General features: G+C 45.5%; 23 protein-coding genes, 1 tRNA gene, 1 pseudogene and 2 other annotated features. Of the genes and pseudogenes, 4 read left to right on the top strand and 21 right to left on the bottom strand.

What is annotated here, in order from left to right:
• Positions 1-18 precede the first annotated feature (18 nt).
• Positions 19-198, bottom strand: a complete 180-nt coding sequence (locus tag SPSYN_RS10605; RefSeq protein ID WP_161822470.1) for a helix-turn-helix domain-containing protein — start codon at positions 196-198, stop codon at positions 19-21.
• A 261-nt stretch (positions 199-459) separates the two neighbouring features.
• On the opposite strand from SPSYN_RS10605, the gene SPSYN_RS10600 reads away from it, so the two are divergent.
• Positions 460-1,203, top strand: coding sequence for a heparan-alpha-glucosaminide N-acetyltransferase (locus tag SPSYN_RS10600; RefSeq protein WP_161822469.1), 744 nt, complete (start codon positions 460-462; stop codon positions 1,201-1,203).
• Here the strand turns inward: SPSYN_RS10600 and acpP are convergent.
• The gene (gene acpP, locus SPSYN_RS10595) at positions 1,200-1,436 is read right to left on the bottom strand and encodes an acyl carrier protein (protein ID WP_161822468.1); all 237 of its coding nucleotides are present in this window, start codon (positions 1,434-1,436) and stop codon (positions 1,200-1,202) included. The two genes, SPSYN_RS10600 and acpP, sit on opposite strands and share 4 nt — an antisense overlap.
• A 368-nt stretch (positions 1,437-1,804) precedes the next feature.
• Here acpP and SPSYN_RS10590 point away from each other — a divergent pair, with 368 nt between their 5' ends.
• On the top strand, positions 1,805-2,332 hold the full coding sequence (locus tag SPSYN_RS10590) for a hypothetical protein (RefSeq protein WP_161822467.1): 528 nt from the start codon (positions 1,805-1,807) through the stop codon (positions 2,330-2,332).
• A gap of 7 nt (positions 2,333-2,339) precedes the next feature.
• Here SPSYN_RS10590 and SPSYN_RS10585 read toward each other — a convergent pair whose 3' ends face one another.
• The 12 genes from SPSYN_RS10585 to trpB all read right to left on the bottom strand — a co-directional run bounded on the left by SPSYN_RS10585 (position 2,340) and on the right by trpB (position 12,322).
• Positions 2,340-2,819 (bottom strand): DUF6530 family protein, encoded by a 480-nt coding sequence (locus SPSYN_RS10585; RefSeq protein WP_161822466.1) that lies wholly within the window; start codon positions 2,817-2,819, stop codon positions 2,340-2,342.
• A gap of 96 nt (positions 2,820-2,915) precedes the next feature.
• Positions 2,916-3,860 carry a radical SAM protein gene (locus SPSYN_RS10580; protein WP_161822465.1) on the bottom strand — a complete coding sequence of 315 codons (945 nt, stop codon included), beginning with the start codon at positions 3,858-3,860 and terminating at the stop codon, positions 2,916-2,918.
• Between the two features lie 43 nt (positions 3,861-3,903).
• Positions 3,904-3,978: transfer RNA gene (locus tag SPSYN_RS10575), tRNA-Glu, on the bottom strand.
• A gap of 141 nt (positions 3,979-4,119) precedes the next feature.
• Positions 4,120-4,476 (bottom strand): GIY-YIG nuclease family protein, encoded by a 357-nt coding sequence (locus SPSYN_RS10570; protein WP_161822464.1) that lies wholly within the window; start codon positions 4,474-4,476, stop codon positions 4,120-4,122.
• A gap of 74 nt (positions 4,477-4,550) precedes the next feature.
• Positions 4,551-5,573, bottom strand: coding sequence for a 3-deoxy-7-phosphoheptulonate synthase (aroF, locus tag SPSYN_RS10565; protein ID WP_161822463.1), 1,023 nt, complete (start codon positions 5,571-5,573; stop codon positions 4,551-4,553).
• Positions 5,574-5,591: 18 nt separating this feature from the next.
• Positions 5,592-6,209 (bottom strand): phosphoribosylanthranilate isomerase, encoded by a 618-nt coding sequence (locus tag SPSYN_RS10560; protein WP_161822462.1) that lies wholly within the window; start codon positions 6,207-6,209, stop codon positions 5,592-5,594.
• Entirely contained in the window at positions 6,196-6,990 is a 795-nt protein-coding gene (gene trpC / locus SPSYN_RS10555; RefSeq protein ID WP_161822461.1) for an indole-3-glycerol phosphate synthase TrpC, read from the bottom strand. The genes SPSYN_RS10560 and trpC overlap by 14 nt, the downstream gene beginning before the upstream one ends.
• Complete coding sequence (trpD, locus tag SPSYN_RS10550) at positions 6,987-8,009, bottom strand: anthranilate phosphoribosyltransferase (protein ID WP_161822460.1); 1,023 nt, start codon at positions 8,007-8,009, stop codon at positions 6,987-6,989. The genes trpC and trpD overlap by 4 nt, the downstream gene beginning before the upstream one ends.
• Positions 8,010-8,021: 12 nt before the next feature.
• Positions 8,022-8,588 carry an anthranilate synthase component II gene (locus SPSYN_RS10545; protein WP_161822796.1) on the bottom strand — a complete coding sequence of 189 codons (567 nt, stop codon included), beginning with the start codon at positions 8,586-8,588 and terminating at the stop codon, positions 8,022-8,024.
• Positions 8,588-10,048, bottom strand: a complete 1,461-nt coding sequence (locus SPSYN_RS10540; RefSeq protein WP_161822459.1) for an anthranilate synthase component I family protein — start codon at positions 10,046-10,048, stop codon at positions 8,588-8,590. Before SPSYN_RS10540 ends, SPSYN_RS10545 begins: the two co-directional genes overlap by 1 nt.
• Before the next feature lie 60 nt (positions 10,049-10,108).
• Positions 10,109-10,354 (bottom strand) — a binding site (T-box leader).
• A 20-nt stretch (positions 10,355-10,374) separates the two neighbouring features.
• Positions 10,375-11,145, bottom strand: coding sequence for a tryptophan synthase subunit alpha (trpA, locus tag SPSYN_RS10535; RefSeq protein ID WP_161822458.1), 771 nt, complete (start codon positions 11,143-11,145; stop codon positions 10,375-10,377).
• Positions 11,138-12,322 (bottom strand): tryptophan synthase subunit beta, encoded by a 1,185-nt coding sequence (gene trpB, locus SPSYN_RS10530; RefSeq protein ID WP_161822457.1) that lies wholly within the window; start codon positions 12,320-12,322, stop codon positions 11,138-11,140. Before trpB ends, trpA begins: the two co-directional genes overlap by 8 nt.
• Before the next feature lie 69 nt (positions 12,323-12,391).
• Positions 12,392-12,639, bottom strand: a binding site (T-box leader).
• A 190-nt stretch (positions 12,640-12,829) separates the two neighbouring features.
• Here trpB and SPSYN_RS10525 point away from each other — a divergent pair.
• Positions 12,830-13,363, top strand: a complete 534-nt coding sequence (locus SPSYN_RS10525) for a hypothetical protein (RefSeq protein WP_202623812.1) — start codon at positions 12,830-12,832, stop codon at positions 13,361-13,363.
• A 423-nt stretch (positions 13,364-13,786) separates the two neighbouring features.
• On the opposite strand, the pseudogene SPSYN_RS10520 reads toward SPSYN_RS10525, so the two are convergent.
• From SPSYN_RS10520 to SPSYN_RS10505, 4 genes and pseudogenes are all read right to left on the bottom strand, one after another.
• A pseudogene (locus tag SPSYN_RS10520) lies at positions 13,787-13,927 on the bottom strand (molybdopterin dinucleotide binding domain-containing protein); the annotation flags it as partial.
• Between the two features lie 21 nt (positions 13,928-13,948).
• Positions 13,949-14,179: a hypothetical protein gene (locus tag SPSYN_RS10515; protein ID WP_161822455.1), complete on the bottom strand. Its 231-nt coding sequence runs from the start codon at positions 14,177-14,179 to the stop codon at positions 13,949-13,951.
• Positions 14,180-14,266: 87 nt separating this feature from the next.
• The gene (locus SPSYN_RS10510; RefSeq protein ID WP_161822454.1) at positions 14,267-14,890 is read right to left on the bottom strand and encodes a molybdopterin-dependent oxidoreductase; all 624 of its coding nucleotides are present in this window, start codon (positions 14,888-14,890) and stop codon (positions 14,267-14,269) included.
• A 244-nt stretch (positions 14,891-15,134) separates the two neighbouring features.
• Positions 15,135-15,779, bottom strand: coding sequence for a TetR/AcrR family transcriptional regulator (locus SPSYN_RS10505; protein ID WP_161822453.1), 645 nt, complete (start codon positions 15,777-15,779; stop codon positions 15,135-15,137).
• Between the two features lie 244 nt (positions 15,780-16,023).
• Between SPSYN_RS10505 and glnA the strand changes: the two genes are divergently transcribed.
• On the top strand, positions 16,024-17,457 hold the full coding sequence (glnA, locus tag SPSYN_RS10500) for a type I glutamate--ammonia ligase (RefSeq protein WP_161822452.1): 1,434 nt from the start codon (positions 16,024-16,026) through the stop codon (positions 17,455-17,457).
• Positions 17,458-17,771: 314 nt separating this feature from the next.
• Here glnA and SPSYN_RS10495 read toward each other — a convergent pair whose 3' ends face one another.
• The 3 genes from SPSYN_RS10495 to SPSYN_RS10485 all read right to left on the bottom strand — a co-directional run bounded on the left by SPSYN_RS10495 (position 17,772) and on the right by SPSYN_RS10485 (position 21,148).
• The gene (locus SPSYN_RS10495; RefSeq protein WP_202623811.1) at positions 17,772-18,143 is read right to left on the bottom strand and encodes a YkvA family protein; all 372 of its coding nucleotides are present in this window, start codon (positions 18,141-18,143) and stop codon (positions 17,772-17,774) included.
• 53 nt (positions 18,144-18,196) lie between these two features.
• A complete protein-coding gene (locus SPSYN_RS10490; RefSeq protein WP_161822450.1) occupies positions 18,197-19,873 on the bottom strand; it encodes a Na/Pi cotransporter family protein in 1,677 nt (558 codons plus the stop codon).
• 105 nt (positions 19,874-19,978) lie between these two features.
• The gene (locus SPSYN_RS10485; RefSeq protein WP_161822449.1) at positions 19,979-21,148 is read right to left on the bottom strand and encodes an iron-containing alcohol dehydrogenase; all 1,170 of its coding nucleotides are present in this window, start codon (positions 21,146-21,148) and stop codon (positions 19,979-19,981) included.
• Between the last annotated feature and the right edge of the window lie 110 nt (positions 21,149-21,258).

Here is a 21,258-nt window from a genome sequence, read left to right as displayed (position 1 = left end):
GGGCATTTTATCTAGATATTATTCGCTCAAACCGTAGTAGCACCTTTTAGGGGAATCGATTTTACCTTCTTTTTTCAATGCCTTAAGGGCCTTGTCCACTTCTTTCTTATCAATACCGGCAAGCTCTGCAATTTCACCTGCTTTAAGAGGTCCTTTTGCCTCCCCCAAGGTTTTTAAGACTGTTTCATTAATGCTCACCGTCAACACCTCCAGCAAATTTTATCATAATTTAACACAATCCCGGCGTAAATACAACCTGCAGCAATAACGACAAAAGCGTTTAATTTATTGCCCCCGGTCAACCTAATTATACTTACTTTAACAAACCTAATCACTCTGTCATACCTGGCACCGGTTAACCTGTCCATGGTAGTTACCGTTTATTTTCTTGCCTTAAGAGGTGCAGTTTGTTATAGTGCAAGTATATTAACAAATCCGCTAAAAAAGGAATTAATCTCCATGCAACGGACTGCTCAGCAGCGGTTATGGGAAATTGATTTAGCCAGAGGTACCGCTTTAATCTTAATGATTATCTACCATCTACTTTATGACCTCAGTGTGTTTTTTAACTTTGATATAGCTTATAATCATGGCATATTTTACTTGCTTGGTAAAGTAGCTGCTACATTATTTATTCTGGTGGCAGGATTGAGTAGCTCCTTTAGCAAAAATAACACTACCCGGGGGCTAAAATTAATTGGCTGGGGCTGCGTCATTTACCTGGTAACCAGTATCGCGGTGCCCGGCTCGAACATAGTGTTCGGCATTTTGCAGTTTTTAGGCGTTTGCCTGTTACTTTACCCGGTAGTAAAAAATATTTCTCCCTATATACTGGTGGGAATTGGGGCAGCTGTTATGCTGGGCGGTGAATTTACTGCCTCATTATCTATCAGCCATAACTGGCTTGTGCCGCTGGGGTTTAGAACGCCCGGCTTTGCTTCTGTTGATTACTTTCCTTTAATACCCTGGTGGGGAGTATTTCTATGGGGGATAGCCCTCAGCAAGCTTGTCTATCCACAAAAAAAAGGCCTTATCAAGTCCAACAGCAAGCTGCTTAAGCTTGTAGCAGCTGCCGGGCGGCATACTTTGTTCATCTATCTGCTCCATCAACCCGTTCTGCTGGCCGCTCTATATTTAATCTTCGACCCGGCAGGTTTCTTTAATTTGCTCACATCCAACAGTTCAGGTTCCACCGTTCATTAAACTTTTTGACGCTCCTCAATAAACATCACTACATCACCTACGGTATGAATTTTTTCCGCTTCTTCATCGGATATAATCAAATCAAACTCATCTTCCAGAGCCAGTAATAATTCAACAAAATCCAAAGATTCAACGCCCAGGTCATCAACAAAGGACGCATCCATATTAATCGCATCTTCATCTCTAAAAAACTGTTCAACCAGTATCGCTTTTACCTGTTCAAATATTTCCATCAATCATTACCTCCCTATTTTAAAACTTCCTTAACTACCTTCAAACATGACTTGATAACCTCATCTCAGTGATGCATAACAATTGGGTCCAGGGCATATAGGCTACCAGTTATCACCGACCTGATGCTATTCAAACTTTTATATATTATTAAGCATTGCAAGTATTTGTCACCAAATCGCCAATATCACATTTGTTATTTTCTCTCATTATCCAGCCCGGCAAGTAAATAACAACAAAAAGCATTGCACACCCTCCGCAAAAGGATGTGCAATGCTTAATTTCTTCCGCTTATGGAAAATGTTAAATTAGTTTTTATCACGGCTAAAACTGTAGTATTATGTATGTACCGAAAATGGAGGTTACCAGCATGGCAACAATCAATTGGTCTTTTTATTACCAACAGTTAGATAAAGTAACACCGCTGCCGGTCGATTGCGGCAGACTTTGCGGTTCCAAATGCTGTACCGAATGGGACAATGGTGCGGGGGTTTACCTGCTGCCGGGTGAAGAACAGCTATTTGAAGGGTTGGCCTGGTGCCAAACAGTTCCGATCCCAAAAATAGAAGCAGCTTTCCCCGGGGAATATTCTTATATCCTGCAGTGCCGGGGCAAATGTCCTAGAAGTAAACGGCCTCTGCTATGCCGTACCTTTCCCCTTACTCCTCATCTTAAAGACGGCAAAGATATCAGCCTGGTATTCGATGAAGCCGGCTGGTTTATCTGTCCCCTGGTGCAGCTGGGTGAGTTGAGCCGGCTGGATCCCCGCTTTGTCAGGCAAGTGCTGGCTGTGTGGCGGCAGCTGGCCGAGGATCAGGCCATCCACAGCTATATTTTAGCCCGCAGTAAGGAAATTGATCACAGCCGAAATGCCCCGTGGAAAAAGCTGTTTTTTTAGCCCCGGCTTAATAGCCCATCTCCTCTAATATTCTGGCTAAAGTATGCAACCGTTCTCCCAGCAGCTCATCATCATTACTGAGTGCCTGGCTGAATAGCTTAATATCCTCATCGATCTTTTCATTATCGGTACAGACAGCCACCGTCATAGCATCACCCTGTAAACCCACCCGATCAATCACCGGCTTTTCCGGATTATATAATTTCTCATAACGGTAAGCTTCTTGAAAATGCAGTTTTGCCCGGCAGACTAAAATGGCCAGGTCGAGTACACGGTGCAGCGGCATTTCCTCAGACTGCCTGGACCATTTTTCACCCGTATGCCGCCACACCTTGGCTGATATTTCTACTTTGCCCCGGTCATTCCATTGCGCCAGGCCCAATGAAAGGCCCTTAGCATCTGTATCATACGCATACCTGCCGTCAACATTTTCGTAGTTTTCAGAAACAATCACCGGTTTATGTTTTAATGTAGTCGGTATCTTCATTATTTGGCCCCCTCAAATTTAGTGATTTACTAAATTACTAGATGTTGATTTGATTATAGCTTTGCACATTTTGAATGTCAAGTCTAAACAAATAATTTAAACTCCCTCACAGTTAAACTCCGGAATAAAGCTCTCCGAAGCAGTATCTCCTTGCTGAATAAAACCATTTTCTATACCTATAGCGATAGCATAATCCACGAGATCATTATATTCCTGCTCGGTTACCCTCCGATTAATTTCCGGATATCGATTTACCTGTGGTAATGGAGTGTACTGGTTCATAATACTGAGCAAAATTTTATCGCCAAAAGTTTCGTATAAATATTTTAGTATCAGCTTTGAATCCTCTAGATACCCCGGTAGTGTTAAATGCCTGACCAGCACACCCCTGGTCATCAGGCCTTCTTCATTAATAACAGGCTTATCGGTTTGACGCACCATTTCCGTAATTGCTGCGGAGGCATATGCAAAATATTCCTCGGCATGGGAATATTTCCTGGCCACCTCCCGGGACCAATATTTACAATCCGGCAGGTAGATATCCACGTAACCCTCCAGCAACCGCAGCGTTTCTATTTTTTCGTAACCGCTGCAATTATAGACAATTGGTATAACAAGACCTTTTCCTCGCGCAAGTATTAAAGCTTCGATAATCTGCGGCACATAATGGCTGGGGGTTACTAAGTTGATGTTATGAGCAGCTTGCCTCTGAAGTTCTAAAAAGATATCCGCCAGCCGGGCTATGGTGATTGGCTTACCGGCCAGTCCTTGCGCAATATTATAATTTTGGCAATAAACACAGCCCAATGAGCATCCGGAAAAGAACACCGCACCTGAGCCATTGGCCCCGGAAAGGCATGGTTCTTCCCACATATGCAGAGCAGCCCTTGCCACCACTAACTCTTCTGTTTGCCGGCAGTACCCTCGCTGCCCCCGGGTACGGTCTACCTGACAATCCCGCGGGCATAAGGTACAATTCTTTAACAATGTTAAGCTCAATAGGTTTCTTCCCCTTAACAAAATTTTAAAAGAATAAGCCATCTTTCCATAACAGAAAGATGGCTTATGCAAATAAGATACTTATTGGTAGCCCCAAGGGGAATCGAACCCCTGTTTCCGCCTTGAGAGGGCAGCGTCTTTACCGCTTGACCATGGGGCCGTATCATTTTCATTATATACTTTTGTTGCACAAAAAACAAGACCGTCTTAGAATTTGGCAAATGTTTCGTCTGGCAATTAAATCTGTATCAGTCAAAAACCTATTTTGATTTTTATGGTACAGCATAAGTAAAGTTTTTTCTTATTTTGGCGGCTTATTGTAGCCTCTGTCTCCATAGGGCTGTAGTTTCTCCAGCCACGGTTTGGTCATTTGTTTAAGCTCCCAGCGTCTGTCTGTTACCTCTGCGGCATCCTTTTCCTCCAGTACCTCGTAGGTAAAGACTTCAGCCCCCAGTTCCTTCCAGTCTTGCTGTAGCTGGGCATTGGCAAACCTGCCCATGTTCAGCTGGGCTTGAATGGTCAGCCACTTGTTTTTTAGGTTGGGATAAGAAGCGACGTAAATTTTGCCGCTGGCTTTATTGGTTATTTGGATGACACCCATGTAAGTCTTAATCTTCTTGTACTCCTCCAGCAACTCCTTGCGTTTTTGCTTATCCATGTTTTCTATATCCTTTCATTCCTTAGTAATTTACTAAACTACTAAGAAATTATACCCCCCTTCAATACTATTTGTCAATGATAAATAATCTTTTTCCCTTCAAAGGCAATCCGGCGTTTTAAATCCGCCATTAAATTGCTAAACTGCTCCAGGTCAAGAGACTGAGCGCCATCACACAACGCCCGGGACGGATCGTTATGGGTTTCAATCATTAAACCATCTGCTCCGGCCGCCACCGCAGCACGTGCCAGGGGAGTCACCAGGTTTCGCAGGCCAGCGGCATGGCTGGGGTCGACGATTACCGGCAGGTGAGACTTCTGTTTAAGCAAGGGAATGGCCGATAAATCCAGAGTATTACGGGTAGCTGTCTCAAATGTGCGAATTCCTCGCTCGCACAGGATAACCTGGCTGTTTCCCGCAGATAATATATACTCGGCACTCATCAACAGCTCTTCCAGGGTATTGGCCAGCCCCCTTTTCAGCAGCACCGGCTTATTAAACCGCCCCACTGCCCTGAGCAGATCGAAATTTTGCATGTTCCTGGCACCAATCTGGATGACATCGATCTCCTCGAATAAAGATAGCTGGGTTTGGTTCATAATCTCAGTCACCACCGGCAAGCCGGTTTCTTTTTTAGCCTTCAGCAAAAGGCGCAGACCATCTTCATGAAGTCCCATAAAGGCATAGGGTGAAGTACGCGGCTTAAAAGCACCTCCCCGGAGCAGCGTGGCACCGCTGGCTTTCACTGACCTGGCCACCTCGATAATTTGTTCTTCGCTCTCAACAGAGCAGGGTCCTGCAATAACCTGAAACATGCCCTCGCCAAAGGTTACACCGTTTACCTTGACCAGGGTATCCTCCGGATGGATGGTGCGGTTTACTGCTTTATAGGGTTCAGTCACACGTTTGCCATATTCAACTATGTAATTGTTTTGCACCACCGCATCTAAATCTATTGCCGCCGTGTTGCCAATCAGACAGACCACGGTATGTTCCGTGCCTGTATTGAGGAAAGTTTTGAAGCCCCAGGACTCAATCATCTGCTGAAATTGTATTATTTTTTCTTGCGGCACACCCGGTTTTAATACAAATATCATTTTTTACTGCCTCCTCGTTTATCCTGTTAAGCTTCTCACTGTTTTAATAACCTGCCTGATCTTATCCTCATCCTTTAAGCCATCTGTTTCCACACCGCTGCTGAGATCAACGCCATACGGCCGGCACTGCTCAATGGCCCGGGCAAGGTTGCTATTTTCCAGCCCGCCGGCCAACCAAAAGCGCTTCTGTAAATCAGGAACCAGCGCATAGTCAAAAGTTTTGCCGCTGCCCCCGTATTCGTCTTTTTGATAAGTATCAAGCAGCAGCATATCGCAGGATAACTGCTCGGCCTGCAACACCTGTTCCGCATTCCGCACACGCACGGCCTTGATAACCGGGCAATTAATTTGCTCCTTGAGTTCCTTGATATATGCTTCGCTTTCATCCCCGTGCAGCTGCACCACATCGATTACCCCGGTATAGCATAGTTCCGCTATCGAGGCAACCGGTGCATTAACAAAAACCCCAACTGCTTGAACACGGGCATCAAGGCCGGCTTTTAAAAGGGCGGCCTGCTCCGGTGTCACCTGCCGGCGGCTTCGGGCAAACACGAAACCCACATATTCCGGCAGCCAGCGGTTCACTGCTTCAATATCCTCCCGGCGCGTTAAACCGCAAATTTTAATCTTGGTCATTTGCCCCACCTCGCAATTCGGCGAGCTTAGCTCGCTTATTGTGACAGCGCATCAGTGTTTCACCAATCAGGACACCGTTGACTTTGGCCCGCCGCAGCATGGCGATATCAGAGGCAGTTTGTATACCGCTTTCCGCAACAAAGAGAATATTTTCCGGTACTAACTGGCGCAGCCTGATGCTGTTGCTAATATCAACTGTAAAATCCTTAAGGTTGCGATTGTTCACCCCGATAATCCCAGCCCCGGCTGTCAGAGCTGCATCAACTTCCCTCTCGTCGTGGGCTTCGACCAGTGCCGACAAGCCCAGTTCAGCGCAAATAGCCAGATAATCGCAGATGATCCGGGTATCCAGCAGAGCGCAAATTAGCAAAACAGCCGACGCACCCAGGGTTTTTGCTTCATATAGCTGATAAGCATCAACTACGAAGTCCTTGCGCAACACCGGCAGCGCAACCGCCTCTTTTATTTGCACTAGATAATCGTCACTGCCCTGGAAGTATTCGGGTTCCGTCAGTACCGATATGGCATCTGCTCCGGCCTGTTCGTATTCCCCGGCAATCTGTAGATAGGGAAAATCAGCCACAAGCTCTCCTTTAGACGGCGAAGCTTTTTTTACCTCACAAATGAAACTAATCTCCGGTTTGTTTAAGGCCGCAGAAAAGGGAAAACCGGTACCGGACCCCATGCTCAGAGCCATGTGTTTAACTTTTTCCAGCGGCACTTCCGCTTTTTTACGCTCAATCCTGTGCCTGGTGGCTGCCGCAATTTTATCGAGAATCATTGGGCGACCTCGTTGGTCAGCCGGCGAAATTGCTCCAGTTTGGCCAAAGCCTTGCCGCTATCGATAATATCTTGAGCTTTTTCAATACAATCTGCTACGGTGCAATCATCAATGCCTAAATAAAGGGCTATGGCCGAGTTCAGCACTACCACGTCACGCCTGGACCCTCTCTCCCGGCCACTTAAAATATCCAGGGTGGTCCTGGCATTTTCCTCGGGGCTGCCGCCAGCCAAATCCTCAAGGGTACAGCGGCTGAAGCCAAATTGCTCAGGAGTGATCACATAAGAGGTCAGCTGCCCATATCTAATTTCACAAACGCAGGTTTCTCCGGTCAGGGTTACTTCATCCATGCCTTCCTCGCCGCCACTGACCACCACGCCCCTTACCACGCCCAGATTGGCCAGCACTTGGGCCAGCGGTTCAACCAGCTTACGATCATATACGCCCATTAGCTGCATTGTGGCTCCCGCCGGATTGGCCAGGGGTCCCAATATATTGAAAATGGTCCGCACGCCCATTTCCTTGCGCACCGGAGCGGCATATTTCATGGAGGCATGATAAAGCTGGGCGAACATGAAACAAATATTGCTCCTGGCTAATACTGCTTCGCTTTGTCCAGGCGACAGGTTGAGGTTAATCCCCAGGCATTCCAGGACATCTGCCGCCCCACTTTTGCTGGATACCCCGCGATTCCCGTGTTTGGCAACCGGAACACCACCGGCCGCAATCACAAAGGCAGAGGTGGTGGAGATGTTAAAGGTGTTCGTCCCATCACCGCCGGTGCCAACGATATCAATTACATTGCGTACAGGGTTAAGCTTCAAGCCTTTTTCCCGCATTACCGTTGCGCAGGCAGTGATTTCCTCCACAGTTTCGCCTTTGATGCGGAGTCCGGTCAATAAAGCACCCATTTGCGCCTGGGTAGCCGTTCCGTCCATCATGGCGGTCATTACTTCTTTAGCAGTGGCAAAGTCCAAATCCTGGCCGCTGATTACTGTTTGAATAGCATTTTTAATCAATTTTATCTCCTCCTAAAAATTTAAGAAATTTTTTATCACTACCTGCCCCTGGGGGGTCATGATGGATTCTGGGTGAAACTGCACGCCGTAAACCTGGTACTTATTGTGCCGGACGGCCATCACTTCGCCCAGCTCATCTATAGCGATGACCTGCAATTGGGCAGGCAGCGTATCGTTTCGTGCTGCCAGCGAATGATAGCGCGCGGCCTCAATACGACCGGGCAACCCCTGGAAGAGGGGGCATTCATTATCAAGGGTAACGGTACACTGCTTGCCATGCATCAGCCGCTTGGCATGAGTTATTTCAGCCCCATACACTTCACAAATCGCCTGGTGCCCCAGGCACACCCCCAGGATGGGCACTTTTCCCGCCAGGCGGTAAACCACATCCTCGCAAATGCCTGCATCATGAGGGTAACCGGGACCGGGCGATAGAATAATATGCGAAGGCTGCAGCGCTTCAATCTCCGGCACGGTCAGTTCATCATTGCGCACTACTTGAATATCCGGGTTGATGCTGCCGGCCAGCTGCACCAGGTTATAGGCAAAGCTGTCGTAATTATCGATCAGTAAAATCATCAATCATCGACCTCCGCAGCGCGACATATCGCGTTAATTACCGCCCGGGCTTTATTGCCGGATTCCTCATACTCGTTTTCCGGGATACTATCGGCAACAATACCGCCGCCCGCCTGCACATACACTTGACTATCCTTCTTTACCGCCATACGAATGGCAATGCAGGTATCCATATCCCCGGTAAAGTCGAGATAACCCAGTGCGCCCCCATATATCCCCCGCGGCTGATCTTCCAGCTCATCGATAATTTCACAGGCCCTGATTTTTGGCGCACCGGACAGGGTGCCGGCCGGCAGCACCGCCTCAAGGGCGCTGAACCCGTCACAACCTGGCAGGATGTTACTTTCCACCTGGGAACAAATATGCATGATAGTGGAATAGCGATGGATAGACTTATAACTGGTGACTTCAACCGAGGAGTACTGAGAAATTTTACCCAGGTCGTTCCTGCCGAGATCAACCAGCATGTTGTGCTCGGCCAGTTCCTTTTCATCAGCCAGCAGCTCGGCCTCCAAACGCTGGTCCTCCGCGTCGGTCTTGCCTCGCGGCCGGGACCCGGCCACCGGGAAAGTAGTCAACCGCCCGTTTTGTAAACGTACCAGTGTTTCCGGAGAGGTGCTGATAATCTCATCCCCATCCAGATTCATATAGACCATGTAAGGTGATGGATTGGTGGTTCTCAACACCCGGTAGGCATTAAGCAAGCTGCCCTGGTAAGGAGCAACGAACTGCCTAGAGATTACGGCCTGAAAGATGTCTCCCTCCCGGATATATTCCTTGGTCCGATCGACCATTCGGCAGTATTCTTCCTTGCTCACATTGCAGGTAAAGCTTACATTTTGCTCACTCTTTAGCCGGGGCAGCCTCCGGGTATCCCTGATCAGGCCGGTAAGGGCTTCCAGCTCCGCGGTGGCCTTGCCGTAGTTTTCCAGCACCCGGTCGGTTTTCATATTCACCACAATGCATATTTTCTGCTTGAGATGGTCATAGGCAATGACTTTGTCAAAGAGCATTACATCAAAATCATTAAATTCGCCTCGCTTAATGGCTAATTTCGGCTCTGCGTAACCAATCATGGCATAACCCCAGTAGCCGACAAATCCCCCGGTAAAGGGCGGCATATCAGGCAGGCGGGGAGCTTTGTAATCCTGCTGAATTTTCCGCAACACATCGTAGGGCCGGCTAGTTTGAAGCCGGCAAACCTTACCGTTCTGTTCGATGGTAACTTTATGTTCTTTACCGTACACCCGCAGCACCGGGTCAAAACCCAGGAAAGAATAACGGCCCCACTTTTCCCCGCCCTCGATACTCTCCAGCAGGAAATAACGCCGGCTGATGCCGGAAAACTTTCTTAGAAGTGTAATGGGCGTAATCACATCGGCATAGATTTCCCGGCAGATTGGTATACTGCTGTAATCCTTCGCCAGTGCCGGGATGTTATCACTATCAGGTCTAATCATCTACTCAACCTCTTTCACCTGTGGCCAGCTTTTATAGAAATAAAAAAGCTTTTATCCCTGAACAGGGACAAAAGCTTAAACTTCTGCGGTACCACCCAAATTGACGATAAATTCGCCCGCTCATTTTGCATACTAATCATATGCACCTCACTGATAACGGACAGGGTTCCCGTCGACGTCTACTCCCCACCGGTTTCGAGCCGCCCTCGCAAGTCCATTCAGTATGTTCCGGTACACCGCTTTCCCAGCAACAGCGGCTCTCTGGGCTACCTTCCCCTACCTACTTTTCTTGCTCATCGGTTTAACTATTGATATTCAATCTTATGTTATTCAATCGCCTTTTTCATGCTGCGCACATATTCCACAACATAAGGCACACAGTCCGCGCCGTATTGGCCGATAATTTTTACGATGGCGCTTCCCACAATCACGCCGTCAGCCAGCCGGGCCATTTGCCTGGCTTGTTCCGATGTCGAAATACCGAACCCAACGGCGCAGGGGATATCTTTAACCTCTTTAACTAACTTTATCATCTGCTCCACCTCGTTGCTGAGTTCTCGGCGCACTCCGGTGACCCCCAGCGACGATACGCAATAAATAAAGCCTTGCGCCTCAGCGGCGATCTTGCGTATGCGCCGGTTTGAAGTAGGGGCAATCATGGAGATCAAGTCAACTTCGTATGTTGAGCAAAACGGCAATAGTTCCTGTTTTTCTTCAAAGGGCACATCCGGTACTATCACCGCGTCCACGCCAACATCCCGACAGTTTTTCATGAACCGCTCGGTGCCATAAGTAAAAATGGGATTTACATAGGTCATAAAAGCAATGGGCACCTGGCAGCACTGCCGGATGCGCGCTACCATGGCAAATATTTTATCCGTCGTCGTGCCGGCAGCCAAAGCACGGTTATCTGCCTCTTGGATCACCGGCCCTTCGGCTATTGGGTCAGAAAAAGGGATCCCCAGCTCAATTAAATCCGCGCCGGCCTCCGCCATCCGATATACCAGTTGTTCCGTTACCTCAAGCTCCGGGTCGCCTGCAGTGATAAAGGGAATAAACGCCTTGCCGTTGGTAAATACCTGTGGTAATTTATTCATCGATTTGTTCCCCCCTGTAACGCGCTATTGCCGCCACATCCTTATCGCCCCGGCCGGAAAGGTTAACTACCAGGATTTGGTCTTTACCCATCGTAGGAGCAAGCTTCCTGGCATAAGCCACCGCGTGGGCGCTTTCAACAGCCGGAATAATTCCTTCCGTACGCGAGAGGTATTCAAAGGCCTCTACCGCCTCGTTGTCAGTAACCGGCACATATTCCGCCCGGCCCGTATCGTAAAGATGAGCGTGCTCGGGGCCTATCCCCGGATAATCAAGTCCCGCTGAAATAGAATACACCGGTGCGATTTGACCGTACTGGTCCTGGCAGAAATAGGACTTCATGCCGTGAAAGATGCCCGTCGTACCGGTGGCCATAGTGGCCGCCGTCTCGGCGGTATCAACGCCGCGCCCGGCGGCTTCACAGCCTATTAAGCGAACCCCCGGCTCTTCGATAAAATCATAAAAAATTCCCATCGCATTGCTGCCACCGCCCACGCAGGCCAGCAAAGCATCCGGCAGCCGGCCTTCTTTTTGCAGCACCTGTTGCTTGACTTCCCGACCAATCACGCTTTGGAAATCGCGCACTATGGTGGGAAATGGATGTGGTCCCATCACCGAACCCAAAACATAGTGTGTATCCGCCACACGATTTGTCCATTCACGCATGGTTTCGTTGACTGCATCTTTAAGCGTCCGGGTTCCGCTAGTCACCGCATGTACCTGCGCACCCAAAAGCTCCATCCGATATACATTGAGCCTTTGCCGTTCAGTGTCCTCCTTGCCCATAAATATTTCGCAGTCCAGCCCCATGAGAGCAGCGGCTGTGGCTGTGGCCACCCCGTGCTGTCCCGCGCCTGTCTCCGCAATTACGCGGGTCTTGCCCATGCGCTTAGCCAGCAGCACCTGACCAAGCACATTGTTGATTTTATGCGAGCCGGTATGATTGAGATCCTCCCGTTTGAGATAAATTTTTGCGCCCTTTAAATCTCCGGTCATCTTTTCGGCAAAGTAAAGCAAAGAGGGGCGCCCGGCGTAATTATTCAGCAGTTCTGTCAGCTCTTCTTGAAAACCAGGGTCGTTCTTATAATGATAATAAGCATCCTCCAGCTCAAGCACTGCGTTCATTAGCGTTTCGGGGATATACTGTCCCCCGTGAATGCCAAAGTGCCCGTTGGACATTTCTGCCACTTCCTTTCCGGTTACTGATGCTATTGGCGCGATAAAAATAAAAAAGCTTTTGTCCCTGCACTAAGGGACAAAAGCTTAAGCTTCTGCGGTACCACCCAAATTGACGATAAAAATCGCCCACTTATTTTGCATACCATCATATGCACCCCACTGATAACGGACAGGGTTCCCGTCGACGTCTACTCCCTACCGGTTTCGAGTCACCCTCGCAAGTCCATTCAGAATCATCTCTGTAACCGCATTCCCACCAGCCAGCGGCTCTCTAAGTACAGCCAATCATTCCTACTTCTCTTGCTCATCGGTTTATAACTGATAATAATAAGTTGATTTTAGCACCGGCCATTACTTCTGTCAACCTGTATTTGATTCATTATCCAAGCCAGAGGCATGCGCACTAAAATTCATAGCACTGCAGTAAAGTATTAGCGTTGGAAAATCGTATATATTAATATTCCAAGGGTATAAATAATATAAATCAATAAAACAGGGGCAAAGAAAATGCCAATTATGTTTATTCCTTTTCTATACACAGCAATACTTGCATTGATTTTAGTAGCTACGGTGCCTAAAAATAAAATACACCGTTTGTCAATTTATGGGATAATTTTTGGGGCATTGTTCGATATAGTGCTTGTTACGACTACAAATTTTTTTAATGAATTCGGATATAAAAACTACGGACCATTTGGTCTCGGGGGAATACATTTTGCAGCCCCTGTCGCCTGGTCAATATTCTTTATTATGTATTTCTACTTCTTGCCTCGAATTAAAACGTATGTATATATATACATAATTGTAGCGATTCTTTCCAGCATAGCTTTTTGCCAGATGATTACGAAACTAGGTGTTTTATACCTGGCTCATGGAATAATAGACTCAATAATACCTTTTTTAATATGGTTTCCAACAGCCACTTGGGGTTATTATAAATTGACCACCTACTTCGATCAGCAACAACATGAAGGAAAAAGATCTATGGTATTTATACCACACCCACAACCGGCTAGGAAGATTTTAAAAAGAAATAAATAGACAAGCTAAAATCGTTACTCTGGTAGATATTAGGCCTCGCTAGAATATTCTTCAGGCAGTCTGCTTTGCTACTGAGGAGGTTCATATTGTTTTCGTAAGGCCCACCGTCCCGTATGCTGCAGCCGGGTTACCGCTATCCATTTCATTCAGCGCTTCTATATATTCCATCACATTCGCTTACGCAGCTTTTACCGTAATTACTATATTATTATCATTTTATTATACTAAATAAGAAAGATGCTCGAGAAAATTCCGGAAAGTCCAATTGGCTTTCCGGAATTTAAAGAAACTTAAACATTCTTTCCGCTGGGAAGTGCTTAAGATGCTATCTTTGTCAGCTGTGATTTGAAAATGCATACTCTTTCCTTGGCAATGCGGACAAATAGCTCCGTTTTATGCTCTGCGTGACTTAGCGCTGTAATTCTATACCGCTTCAACCTTACACAGCAGGGATTTGAAATCGGGATAACCGGTAACGGGATCTCTGGTTACCATATCAGTCAACATATTGACATTAGCACCGGACCAACCATGCGGTACCGAAACTACGCCGGGCATTAACCTCGGGTTCCTCTTTAACCCGCATCATAATACTGCCATTGCGAGTGGAAAGGCGAATGCGCTACCCGTCCTTGACTCCGTAACGACCGGCAGTTGATGGATGCAATAAGCGTAGTAATCCTGTTCAGCGAAATACATGCCAATTTCGGCTTCTTTTAACTGGTCCTTAATACCGCTTGGTTCCACCATCATATCTATCACTTCTTCGTCCGTCTTCCAGTGGAATAAGTCACCAAAGCCCAGACGATGGGCCAATTGGGTCCAAATCCACCAGTCAGGCTTAGACTTCCCCTAACGGTTCAATAACCGGCCTAGAATACGAGGCAAAGGGTTCGCCGTGCACTACGCCATAAACGTAGGACAGAGAATGCTTCTCCATAGAGGTGCAGGCAGGAATAAATTACCCAGTTCACCAGTGTCGGTCATAAAAAGATCGATGGTCATCATAAAATCCATGGATTTAAAGGCTTCGATAAACTTGTTCGCTTCCGGGAAGGAAACCACCGGGTTGGCTGCAGTTACGATGGCGCCCCGGACCGGATAAGGTTTGCTTTCCAGGGCTGCCTGCGGGAACAAAGTGGCAATGCCGTAAGGAGATTTCCTGCCCCAGAAAGAATAGAATAACGGGTATTGATCTGCACCAATGGGTTCTTCATCCATCGGTAAACGCAGGTCGGTCATGCGCAGATAAGGAATGGTTACCCAGGTACCAGGCTTGTCAATATTGCCGGTAACAGTCTGCAGGATGTTCAGCAGCCTGGACAGCTGGAAGCCATTGCCATGTTGATCCAGCGTATTGATCCCCTGCACGATACAGGCAGGCTTGGATTGGGCATAAATACGGGATACTGATTTAATGTCGGATGCGGACAACCAGGTGATTTCCGCCGCCCATTCCGGTGTATGCTGCTGAACGTGCTCCTTCAGTTCTTCAAAGCCAATGCAGTAGTCTGCTGTTGCTACCAAGGTATGCATCATAAATATTGCCGATATTCGTGCTGCTTAACTTTCATTATGTACTGAAAGATGTATCGGTCCGGATATTTGGCATTTCAGTTAATTAACGTTCATTAACCAAAATCATATTAACATATACCTACACAATTGCAATAAGAGATTAACCGGTTATTCTAGGGCAATTGAAAAATCTTAAGGTCATCGATTATGAAAACTCTAACTAATTAGATGGTCAGTCCAGCAATACAACAGTTTAGTTTGATTCTTGTTTAGGCATTATTGGCGGATTAATATTGTTATTCCGCCCAATACCATTATAGATAAAGCTAAACATCATCTCGCCGACCTCATCTACAGTATACCTTCCTTTGTTCGAGAACCAGAAGCTGCTCCGAATAACTACAGAGGCAATTAAATTACCGACAACCTGGATATCTATAGGGGCAAAGTAGCCTTCGTCAATACCTCTCTTGATGATTTTGCGGAGAATACGGTCATACGAATCACGCAGCTTGATAACTTCTTTTTTGTGTTCATCGGATAAGTCTTTTATTCCTGTGTCGGATAACATTATGCTTGACTGCTTCATACCGGCCAGAAAGCTGAAATGGCTCTTGATTAGTGCCCGTAATTGTTCAACCGGATTTGTTTCTTCATCTTTCTCCAGATATGCAATGGAAGAAACACCTAGTTCGGTAAAACCTCTGATTACTTCATATAATATTTCCTCTTTATTCTTAAAATAATTATAAAGATTGGCGGGTTTGCAGTTACATGCTTTAGCAATAGTTTTCATACTTGTGGCATGATAACCATGCTGCCAGAAGAGCATGCTGGCTTGTTCAAGCAGCCATCTTTTCTTATCTGAGGTCTCTATTTTTTGTTGCGGTCTTGTCACTTTCAAATCCCCTACTGCTCCCTTCAGTATTAGTGTAGAAAGCAGAAAGATAATATCACAAAACTTGGATATTGTCAAAAACTCGCAAGAATGTGGTAGTCCGGCGATCATAATTACGCCCGCAATGTTATAGGGTGGCGCCCCCGTAGCCTGTTAAAAGCTTTAAATAAAAAATGCCCTACCCAAATTTAATTTATTATTTTATAATAAGTTTGTAAACTAATGCAATTGATGGGAGGCTCTTATGCTGTCAAAATTAAATGAAGTGCAAGATTTCTGCAAAAAAAACGCTATTAAGATGATAGACTTCAAAATGATTGATATTAGTGGTCGTTGGCGTCATGTAACTATACCAGTTGATAGACTTAATGAAGATGTTATGAAATACGGTATTGGTTTTGATGGCTCAAACTACGGCTACGCTAAAGTTGAGAAAAGTGATATGGTATTTATTCCTGATCTCTCCAGTGCTCAAATCGATCCGTTTGTGCAAACCCCCACTCTTACCATGATTGGAAATGTACTTGTTATTGATCCAGATGGGAACAAGCCTTTTGATCAATATCCACGAAACGTAGCTCTGCGAGCAGAGGAATATATGCGCGAAACAAAAATCGCTGATTCCATGATTATAAGCCCTGAGTTTGAGTTTTATGTCCTGGAGCATGTAAGCTATGAATGCAGTCCAAATGCTGTTGCTTTCACGCTGGACACATCACAGGCGGAGTGGAACAGCGGAGTTAACGACTATAACAATTCAGGCTATCATATACCACTAAAAAGTGGTTATCATATCACTCCACCACATGATATAACCTTTGACTTGCGCAGCAAAATGTGCCTTCTGCTAGAGGATTGGGGCGTTAAGGTTAAATATCATCATCATGAGGTAGGCGGCCCCGGTCAGCTAGAAATAGAGGTTGAACTTGGGAATATGACTGAAATGGCTGACAAAACAATGGTGATCAAGTATGTTGTTAAAAATGCTGCAGTTGCAGAAAATAAGACAGCAACTTTTTTACCCAAACCGATTTTTAATGAAGCCGGAAACGGCATGCATGTACATATGCTGCTAATGAAGGAAGGCAAACCCGTTTTTTATGATGAAAATGGATATTCCGGACTTAGTCAAGAAGCACACTGGTTTATGGGCGGCCTTTTAAAACATGCCAGTTCCCTTTGTGCTTTGACCAATCCTTCAACAAATTCATTCAAGCGACTTGTGCCCGGTTACGAGGCCCCTGTAACAATCGGTTATGCTACTTCCAACAGAAGTGCTGTAATTCGTATACCGGCTTATGCCAAATCTCCTGAAGCAAAACGTTTTGAACTTAGAAATCCAGATGCAACTTGCAATCCTTATTATGCATATGCTGCCATACTGATGGCCGGTATCGACGGCATATTAAATAAGATAGACCCACATGAGAATGGATGGGGTCCATATGACTTTAATCTCTATCATCTTTCTGAGGAAGAACAGAAGAAGCTGACTTCCTTGCCTAAATCACTAGATGAAGCTCTTGATGCTTTAGAAGCAGACAATGAGTACTTAACCCGCGGAGGAGTCTTCCCTAAAGAGTTGCTGGATAGGTGGATTAGAATTAAGCGAGCAGAAGCTGAAGCAATTAATAGGATTCCTCATCCGGCAGAGTTTGCACATTACTATGACCTATAATATATAGAGCAATTCCAAAAGCAAGTAATACGCGATGTTTAATTTTATTAATATTTAATATAAGAAGATAACGGCTTCCAAAGGGGTTTCCAAGTATTGTGGCCACACACATTAGACCTGTGTGATACCACAAACTTGGAAGCCCTTTTTTTTTATAGACTATGGTTAAACATTACTCTGGTGAGGCCTTCAGCCACTTGGATTAGCAACCTTCCCGGCCGCAGTACAAGTAAGATTTCACACTCCCCTGTAAGTGCTGTCTCCTAATCTCTCCGGTGATACCCTGCGTTTTTTTGAGCATAAGAAGCAGATTATTAACGAAACCATATTGTCTTTATAATTAGATAAATCACAAGCAACCATATTGCTACAATTGGCAAGGCCAAATACCATCTCTTTGGTTTGTAATCCGCCCATAGTCCTTCAGCATGAATACGACATTCCGCAAAAATATCTGCCGGAATCAATCGTACTGTTAGAGCAATAAGACCTGGCAGTATAATCACGTCATCTAAATAACCTAAAACGGGTATAAAATCTGGAATAAGGTCAATCGGAGATAAAGCGTATATAATTGTTATTCCGGCAAAAATTTTCGCTATCATCGGTGTCTCTTTTTTCCTTAATGCTATGAAAACAGCAGGGATATCTATTTTTAATTTGTTAGCTCTTTCTTTAAGATTCAACAATATATCTCTCCTGCATATTTTCCTTTGTTACCACAATGAATATCGGAAAATTATCCGGGCACTACTATTTCATTCACATAATGGCTGAAGTTAGTGTCGCTGCCGCCCCCCCCAGTAGCAATTTCATAGCAGATATTGCTTATGTGTTCACTTATGCGTAAAAGAGAATTAATTAAATCCAAATGCAATGCACTGGTGGAAACGGACTTCTCGGTACCTTGTTTTAGCCGTTTAAAGTGCTGCGTGCGCAGTTGTCTCTCCATGAGGGCTAACTCTGAGCATCCTTTAATGGCCTCATTGGCCAGCTCAATATCATTGGCAACCAGGGCCACATTAGCCATGCGCATTAAATCAACCAGCCGGCGGTGCATATCCTTGATCTCTTCCCATCCCTCCGCAGAGAATTGATACTGCCGGCTTATCTTGGAATTGGCAATATAAGTAATATCCTTCTCAATAATATCTCCAATGTGCTCTAAATCAGCTACAATATGCATATTGCTCATACACCGGTTAAATTCTTTGCGTGATAGCGGTTGGCGCATCACACTGGTTAAGTAATTGGTCATGGATTGGCAGAGCAGATCTAGATAGTCTTCTTTCCTATTAATTTTTCCCAACAACTTAGTATCGTTTTTTTCAAATACCTTTATAATTGATTGGATCATAAAGTAAACCTGATCTGCGGCATTGTCTCTTTCTTTGGAAGCCAGCCCCAGAGCTATGGACGGGGTATTAATTAATTTCTCATCGAGGTATTTGGTTTTTAACTGTCTTTCATGGGGCCCTTTACGATCCGGGATAATTATTTGCAGCAGCCTGGCAAATTGATTAATAAACGGTAAAAACAAAATGGCGATAGCGATATTAAAAAAAGTATGGGCGTTTGCCACCTGGTAGACCGGCGCTGCCGTGATTTTGGTCATTAGCAAGGCATAAAGGCCGACAAATGGCAACAGCAACAACACACCGGATGTTTTAAACAGCAGATGAGCAGCAGCCACTCGCCGGGCTTCACGGGAAGAACCCAAGCTTGTCAAGAGCGCTGTAAATGAGGTGCCTATATTTGCCCCAAACAGCAAATAAATCGCAGAGTGCAGCGGCACTAAATTTTGCATAGCCATAACCATGATAATACCTACTGATGCGGCGCTGCTTTGCACTAAAAAAGTGAATAAAGCGGCGGCAAAAATGGCCAGCAGCGGGTAATCACCGGCGCTCACCAGCATATGACGGAAAAAAGGTTCGTCTTTCAATGGCTGCATAGTAGCGGCCATAAGTTTTAGGCCAAAAAATAATAACCCGAAACCCAGCAGCACTTGTCCCACCCGTTTGTATTGGTCTTGCCGGCAAAAAAACGTTATTAAAGCGCCGATAGTCATAATGGGCAACGCAATTTCAGTAACCTTAAGGGCGATTAACTGAGCAGTAACCGTGGTACCGATATCTGCGCCTAGAATTACTCCCAGGGTTTCTTTTAAGGACATAATCGAGGCACTGGTTAGACCGACTAAAATTACCGTTGTTGCGGTGCTGCTTTGAAAAAGCATGGTTACTACCGCGCCCACAAGCAACGCTGTGCAGCGGTTATGGGTAAGGGTGCTAAGGAGACTCCTAAGCCGGTGCCCGGCAATTTTTTGCAGGCCTTCACTCATGATGTACATACCATACAACAGAAGGCCCATGCCGCCCATTAAGCCAAACAACAGATTTTTCCCAAGCTCCATTGCCGACACCTCCCTTAGATTATTATAATATTTTTGTTAATGAAATGTTAATTAAATTACAGTAAATGTCTCATAATTCACGCAATTTATACAAATGTACATATCTTACAAACACATCCTGAAAATCTTTTCAATATCTTCAGCTGCTAAAGGCTGGAAGGCATATTTGGTGCTTCCCAAAGTTGCAGCTTTCCTGGCCATAATATTAAAGTTTGCATCGTTGATACCAATTTCAGTAAGGGTACTCTGCAGCCCCAGAGTCTCAAAGAAGAATTCTTTAAGCAAATCAATACTCTGCTTAGCGACTTCCATTTGTGGTAAGGACTCATCAATACTAAATACATTTACGCCAAACTGATAGAATTTACTTACTGTATTTTCATTCAGAGTATATTCCATCCATCTTGGCGTCAGTATGGCAAGCCCCAGTCCGTGTGTAATATCGTAAAACGCCGATAGCTCATGTTCCATGGGATGACAGCTCCAGGCCTGACGCTTACCGCCATTGATAAAGCCATTGATCGCCCATGAAGAAGCCCACATCAGATTGGCACGTGCTTCATAATTTTCAGGTTCTGCCAGGGCAACCGGTGTATACTTTAGAACGGTCTTCATTAGGCCTTCCATAACACAGTCCAGCATATACAAATCTTGGTCCATACTAAAATACACTTCAAAGATGTGGCTAAGTATATCTGCGGCTCCACAGGCTGTATGGAATTTGTTCACCGTATAGGTGAGTGTTGGATCCAAGAAGGAAACCTTAGGTTGCATGACAGGAAAAATCAGACCAATTTTATCATTTGTTTCGGGATTGCTGATAACGCCGCCGGCATCCATTTCTGAACCCGTTGCTGACAGGGTTAGCACGGTAATGATGGGCAGGCATTTCTTTACCGGGACTTTCTTAAGCAGGATATCCCAGGCATCTCCATCATAATAAGCAGCCGCACCAATATATTTTGTGCAATCTATAACCGATCCTCCACCTACAGCAAGAAGAACGTCTATATTTTCTTTCTTGCATATATCAGCACCTGCGTTTACAGAGGATACTCTTGGATTTGGGTCAATTCCGGACAATTCATAAAGCTCTAAACCAGCTTTATTTATCTCCTCGATAATCTTGTCATAAAGCCCAATCTTCTTGATGGAACCTCCACCATAAGTCAAAAGTACTTTTTTGCCGAATTTGCTTAATTCGGCGCCCAAGTTCTTCAGTTGGTTTTCACCGAAATATACTTTTGTTGGAATGTCATATACGAAAGCATTCATCACTTTCACCCTTTCTCTTTCTTTGATATGCTCAGAGTCCCCATATTTATTTTATATTACTTTATCCCTATCCTATATTCACGCACTAACATCTTTTAGTCAAGAGTAAT

The organism is Sporotomaculum syntrophicum, from assembly GCF_009932395.1.
GTDB lineage: Bacteria > Bacillota > Desulfotomaculia > Desulfotomaculales > Desulfallaceae > Sporotomaculum > Sporotomaculum syntrophicum.
The sequence above is the reverse complement of the archived record's forward strand: the minus strand, read 5'-3'. Positions and strand labels throughout refer to the sequence as shown.